Source organism: Rathayibacter sp. AY1A3 (assembly GCF_002930975.1).
Lineage (GTDB): Bacteria > Actinomycetota > Actinomycetes > Actinomycetales > Microbacteriaceae > Rathayibacter.
In genome coordinates, this window is record NZ_PSTO01000063.1 from 1 (window position 1) to 6194 (window position 6194).

Below are 6194 nucleotides of genomic sequence, written 5' to 3' on the forward strand. Positions count from 1 at the left end.
GAGGGGCTCCAGGGGTCGGGGGAGGCGGCGGGGGCCGTCCTCGGAGGCTAGGCGGGGCGGGGTGCGGCGTCCGCCCGTTGACTTCCCAGGTGCGCGACCGTGCTCGCGGGTGCGGGGGCGCTCGCCGGCTCGCGCTCCGTCCTCCTCCGGCTCCCGCTCCGTTCTCCTCCGGCTTCCGCGACTGTCCAGGAGTTGTCGCACTCGAGCTCGAGTGCGACGACTTCTGCGCACTCGGCGACGACGGTGAACGGGACGGGCCCGGCGGCTCCGCGACCACGCGGAAGCGGCCGTACTGGAGCGCGAGTACGGCGACTTCGGAGGACTGGCGACCGGCTCGAGTGCGCGGGTCCGCGAGTGCCCAAGAGTTGTCGCAGTCGACGCCGAGTGCGACGACTTCTGGACAGTGGGGGAGGCTCCGGGGTGAGGGCTCGCGAGTGCTCAGGAGTTGTCGCAGTCGACGCCGAGTGCGACGAGTTCTGGACAGTGGGGGAGGCTCCGGGGTGAGGGCTTGCGAGTGCTCAAGAGTTGTCGCAGTCGACGCCGAGTGCGACAAGTTCTGGACAGTGGAGAGGCTCCGGGGTGAGGGCTCGCGAGTGCTCAAGAGTTGTCGCAGTCGACGCCGAGTGCGACGAGTTCTGGACAGTGGGCGGCGTCCGAGCAGGGTCAGGGACCCCGGCAGCACCCGTCAGGGGCCCCGGCAGCACCCGTCAGGGACCCCGGCGGCACGCATCCGGGGCCCCGGCGGCACGCGTCGCGCCCGGCGCCCGCGACCTAGGGTGAGGGCATGCATCCGCTCGACGCCCAGGACCCGCTCGCGCACTGCCCCGAGCTGTTCGTCCGCACCCCCGAGGTCCGCTCCTACCTCGACGGCAACTCGCTCGGCCGGCCGTTGCGCGCGAGCGTCGCCCGGCTCGCGCGGTTCGCGGAGGAGGAGTGGGGCGGCCGCCTCATCCGCGGCTGGGAGGAGGGCTGGCTCGAGATGCCGCTCGAGGTCGGCGACGCCCTCGGCTCCGCGGTGCTGGGAGCCGCGGCCGGGCAGACGGTCGTCGCCGACTCCACGACCGTCCTGCTCTACAAGCTCGCCCGCGCGGCGATCGCACGCCAGGCGGAGCAGGGGCGCGACGAGATCGTCGTGGACACCGACAACTTCCCCACCGACCGGTACGTGCTGGAGGGCATCGCGGCCGAGACCGGCAGCACGCTCCACTGGATCGACTCCGACCCCGGGAGCGGCGTCGGCCCCGACGACCTCGCCCCGGTGCTCGGCGAGCGGACGGCGCTGGTGCTGCTCAGCCACGTCGCGTACCGCTCGGGGTTCCTCGCCGACGCCGCGGCGATCACCGCTCAGGCGCACGAGGCCGGCGCGCTCGTGCTCTGGGACGCCTCCCACTCCGTCGGCTCGGTGCCGCTCGAGCTCGACGCGTGGGGCGCGGACCTCGCGGTCGGCTGCTCCTACAAGTACCTCAACGGAGGCCCGGGGGCGCCCGCGTGGGCGTACGTCGCGTCGCGGCACCAGGGCTCGCTCGCGCAGCCGGTGCAGGGCTGGATGGGCGTCGCCGACATGTTCGAGATGGGACCCGGCTACCGTCCGGCCGAGGGGATGCGGCGCTTCCTCAGCGGGACTCCGCCGATCACGGGGATGCTCGCGATGCAGGACATGATCGCGCTGATCGCCTCGGTGGGCATGCCCGCGGTCCGCGCGAAGTCGGAGGCGATGACGGCGTACGCGCTGGAGCTGGCCGACGCATGGCTGGTGCCGCGCGGGGTGCGGGTGGCGACTCCGCTCGACCCCGCCCGGCGCGGCTCGCACGTGACGATCGCGCACGAGTCGTTCGCCGGCCTGGTCCCGCGGCTGCAGGCGGAGGGGGTCGTGCCGGACTTCCGCCGACCCGACGGCATCCGGATCGGCCTCTCGCCGCTGTCGACCACCTTCGCCGAGCTGGAGCTGGGCATGGCGGCCATCAGGGACGCGCTGGACTGAGCGGGCCGGGGCTCGGCGGGGCGGCTGTCCCCGGCCCCGCCGGCGCCCTCACCGCGCATCGCGCGTCCGGCGGGTGCTCTCCTTCTGCAGGGCCTCGACGAGCTCGGCCTTCGTCATGCGCGAGCGGCCGGAGACGTCCAGGCGCTTGGCGAGGTCCATCAGGTGCGCCTTGGTCGCGTTCGCGTCCACTCCGCCCGCCGTCTCGCCCCCGGGGGAGCGGCCGTGTCCCTCGGCGCGGGAGTCGGAGGGGCCGCTCTCGGCCTTGCGCTCCCAGTGGTCGCCGACCTTCTCGTACTCGTGCTTCAGCGCGGCGAAGGCCGTGCGGTGGGCACGCTCACCGTCGCCGTAGCTGTCGACGGCCGAGTCGTGCGCGGCCGACCAGAGCTTCTGCGCGTGCTCGTCGGAGCGCTCGATGGTGGACGGGATCTGTTCCTCGCGGGGCATGGCGGCCTCCCTCTCGTCCTCCGACGCTACGTCGGGTCGGAGGCGCCGGTCACCCCGTTGACGAGCGCGCGGCGGGCGCCTCCGTCCCCGGAGCGCACTCGGGAGGCCGCCGCCGGTGTTCTCACCGGGCCGACGCCGATGATGGGGCGATGTTCATCCCGACCAGAGCCGCCGGCCTCGAGGCGCTCGACGACTTCGTCGCCCGCGCGGGCTCCGCCTACGCCCGCGACCGCAACCACGACCTCGGACCGTCCCGGGACAACGTCTCCGGACTCTCGCCCTACCTCCGCCACCGCCTCGTCACCGAGCGGGAGGTCGTCGCCGCGGTCCTCGCGCGGCACCGCCTGACCGCCGCGGAGAAGTTCGTGCAGGAGGTGTTCTGGCGCACCTACTGGAAGGGCTGGCTCGAGCAGAACCCGGATGTCTGGCGCCGCTACCGCCGCGAGGTGGCGGACTCCTCCGCGGGCGATCCTCCGCCCGGCTACCTCGACGCGATCGGCGGACGCAGCGGCATCGACGCGATGGACGCGTGGGTGAGCGAGCTCGTCGAGACCGGGTACCTCCACAACCACACCCGCATGTGGTTCGCGAGCATCTGGATCTTCACCCTCGGACTGCCCTGGCAGCTCGGCGCCGACTTCTTCTACCGGCACCTGCTCGACGGCGACGCCGCGTCCAACACCCTGTCGTGGCGATGGGTCGCCGGCCTGCAGACTCCGGGCAAGACCTACCTCGCCTCCGCGTCCAACATCGCCCGCTACACGGAGGGGCGCTTCTCGCCGAGCGGCCTCGCCACCACGGCCCCCGCGCTCACCGAGGAGCCCTTCCCGCCGCGGGCACCGCTCGAGCAGGAGGACGTCGTGGGGACCGTCGGCGCCCGCCCCGGCTTCCTGCTGCACGAGGAGGACCTCGAGGCGGAGAGCCTGCTCGCCGAGCAGCCGGGTCTGGCCGAGCGCCTCGTGGCGTGCGCCGTCGCCGGGGACGCGGGCGGGCGCTCGCCGTCCGGAGTCTCCGACGCGGTCGCCGCCTTCACCGCCGCGGCGCTCGCCGACGCCGCCGAGCGCACCTCCGACCCCAGCGGTCGGCCGGCGAGGGTGCTGGCGGACGCGCGTGCCGCGACGGTCGTCGACTGGGCGGTGTCCGAGCGGATCGACACCGTGGTCGTTCCGTACGCGCCGGTCGGGCCCGTCGGAGAGCGGGTGGAGGCGCTCCGCTCGGCTCTCGCCGACGAGGGGGTCGCGCTCGTCACCGTGCGCCGCCGCTGGGACGGTGCGGCGTGGCCGTCGGCGTCGCGGGGGTTCTTCCCGTTCCGGAAGCGGATCCCGGCGCTGGTGCGCGACCTCGTCGAGCCCGCCGACGCGGCCCGCCTGTTCTGAGTGGCGTCCTGTGAGCCGCGTCCTGTGACCCGCGTCCTGTAGGCCGCGTCCTGCGAGCCGCGGCCTGTGAGCCGCGAGCCGCGAGCCGCGAGCCGCGAGCCGCGAGCCGCGAGCCGTGTCCTGTGAGCCGTGTCCTGTGAGCCCCGTCCCGCGGAACCTGCCTGGTCCCGCGGGGCGGGTGCCGCTCAGCCGAGCAGGCGGTCGCGGAGGAAGTCGCTCGCGAAGCGGCCCGAGGGGTCCCACTCGGAGCGGAGGGTGCGCCACTCCTCGAGGTGCGGGTAGAGCGGCGCGATCTCGTCGGCTCCGGCGAGGAAGTGCTTGCCCCAGTGCGGCCGGGCGCCGAGCGGCAGCAGCGCGCCCTCGACGGCGGGGAGCACGGCGTCGACGCCGGCGCGGTCCTTCTTGAAGGTGAAGTGCACGCCGACGCTGTCGCGGCCTCCGGCGGGGGAGAGCCACTGGTCGTCGCCCGCCATGGTCCGCAGCTCCGTGATGAGCAGGACGTCGTCGATCCGCTCGCCGATCGCGCGCAGCGCCACGATCGCCTCGCGGACGTTCGCGCGCGGCACCATGTACTCGCTCTGGATCTCGTCGCCCGCGCTCGGCTCGCGGTCGAGGCGGAAGTGCGGCAGGCGCTCGGACCACGGTCCGACGGAGCCGCCGAACGGGTTCAGGTTGGAGTCGACACCCTCCGAGACGGCGAAGAGGCTCGCGGAGGCGGCGACCGCGCCCAGGTGCGTCGCGTCGACGTCGGCGACGGATCCCGCCGCCACCTTGGTCTTCAGCCACAGCTGCTCCACGGTCGGCGAGGACCAGTGGGTCATGAGGCTGACGCTGTAGGCGGAGGAGGTGATCGCGTCGAAGTCGTCGAGCACGCGCTCCCAGGGCAGGTCGACGAACGCGTCCTGGCGGACGTCGAAGGTCGGCTGGATGTCGAGGGTCACGCGGGTGACGATGCCGAAGGCGCCGAGGCCGACGACGACGCCCTCGAAGCCCGGCTCCCCGCGGCGGATCGTGCGCAGCGAGCCGTCGGCGGTGACGAGCTCGAGGGCCGAGACGGCGGAGGAGAGGTTCGCGTTGCGGTCGCCCGAGCCGTGAGTGCCGGTCGCGATGGCGCCGGCGACCGAGATGTGCGGGAGCGAGCCCATGTTGTGCAGGGCGTAGCCGTTGCTGTGCAGGTGCGTGGCGACGACGCCGTAGCGGGTGGCGCCGCCGACGGTGACGGTGCTCGCCTCGGCGTCGATCACGGGGTCGGAGGCGAGGCGCCCCAGGTGCAGCAGTGCGCCGGGGGTGTCGGGCAGGGAGTTGAAGGAGTGGCGGCTGCCGAGGGCGCGGACGCGCTCGTTCTCGCGGACGAGGCGCTGCACCTCCTCGACGGACTCCGGCTCGATGATGGCGGCGGCGCGGTACTCGTAGGTGCCCGCCCAGTTGCTCCGTGAGGTCATGGGTCCATTCTGCCGGGTGCTCAGGGGATTTGTTGTTGGTTGCAACGAATGGCCTGGTAACGCACGGGACGCGGCAGGACGGAACGGCGTGGATCTTGTTCGGGGCGCGCTCCGGGCCCCTGACGGGGAGGGCGGCGATGACCGCGCGCAGACGACCCCGCTCCGATCTGTTCCGGGTGCGCGTGAGCCTGCTGGTCACGATCGCGGTGGTGCTGCTCGTCCTGGCGACGGGGACACCCGCTCCGGGCGACGGGGCCGTCGATACGACGGCGACCCTCGTTCCGGTCTCTCTGCTCGGCCGGCCGCTCTCCACCGCCCTCTCCGTGGGCCGGAGCGCCGCCTCGTACTCGCGCCTCGACGAGCAGGCGCTCCGGAGCGCCGCCTCCTTCTCGCGCCTCGACGAGCAGGCGCTGCGGAGCACCGCCGAGGAGGAGGCGCGCGGCGAGCGGCGCCTCCTCTCGCGGATGCTGGGGGCGACCGGGGCGACCGGCACGACACTACCGGCGGCGGTGCCGGCGGCGGTGCCGGCGATCGTGGTCACGGTGGCGATCGCGCAGAGGACGGAGTCCCGCAGCGAGCCCCTCTCCATCGCCGCCGCCCTGCTCGCCGTCGCGAGCTCGTGGGTGCTGATGGTCTTCTCGGTCGCACAGGCCTGCCTGCGCCTCGAGTCGCGGTCGCCCCGGCGGTCGCAGGTGCGCTCCGCCTTCGAGGAGGCGCCGCGCTTCAGTGACGACGCGACCCTCGCGCTCCTGCTGTCCACGACGGCGGCCACGGTCTCGGCCGAGATCCGCTCGAGAGAGGGCTGGCGCCTGGTGCGCGCGAACGTCGTCATCGCGTCCGCCTTCGACTCGGTCATCATCGCGATGACGGTGTCGCTGCTGTTCGGCGGACTCACGGCCTGAGACGGCGGGAGCGGAGCGTCCGGCGGAGCCGGGGGCGGTGGGGTCGGGG

The 6194-nt window shown here is 73.8% G+C and carries 5 protein-coding genes; 3 read left to right on the plus strand and 2 right to left on the minus strand.

The annotated features are described in order from the left end of the window. The first annotated feature begins 784 nt into the window (after positions 1-784). Positions 785-1981, plus strand: coding sequence for a kynureninase (locus tag C5C10_RS17065; protein ID WP_104329860.1), 1197 nt, complete (start codon positions 785-787; stop codon positions 1979-1981). 48 nt (positions 1982-2029) lie between these two features. Here the strand turns inward: C5C10_RS17065 and C5C10_RS17070 are convergent, their stop codons facing one another. Beyond that, positions 2030-2425, minus strand: coding sequence for a ChaB family protein (locus tag C5C10_RS17070; RefSeq protein ID WP_104225169.1), 396 nt, complete (start codon positions 2423-2425; stop codon positions 2030-2032). Positions 2426-2574: 149 nt separating this feature from the next. On the opposite strand from C5C10_RS17070, the gene C5C10_RS17075 reads away from it, so the two are divergent. Next, the gene (locus C5C10_RS17075; protein WP_104329861.1) at positions 2575-3801 is read left to right on the plus strand and encodes an FAD-binding domain-containing protein; all 1227 of its coding nucleotides are present in this window, start codon (positions 2575-2577) and stop codon (positions 3799-3801) included. A 185-nt stretch (positions 3802-3986) separates the two neighbouring features. Here C5C10_RS17075 and C5C10_RS17085 read toward each other — a convergent pair whose 3' ends face one another. Next, positions 3987-5243, minus strand: a complete 1257-nt coding sequence (locus C5C10_RS17085; RefSeq protein WP_104329862.1) for a D-arabinono-1,4-lactone oxidase — start codon at positions 5241-5243, stop codon at positions 3987-3989. Positions 5244-5380: 137 nt separating this feature from the next. Here C5C10_RS17085 and C5C10_RS17090 point away from each other — a divergent pair, with 137 nt between their 5' ends. Continuing rightward, on the plus strand, positions 5381-6145 hold the full coding sequence (locus tag C5C10_RS17090) for a DUF1345 domain-containing protein (RefSeq protein ID WP_104329863.1): 765 nt from the start codon (positions 5381-5383) through the stop codon (positions 6143-6145). Positions 6146-6194: the final 49 nt, after the last annotated feature.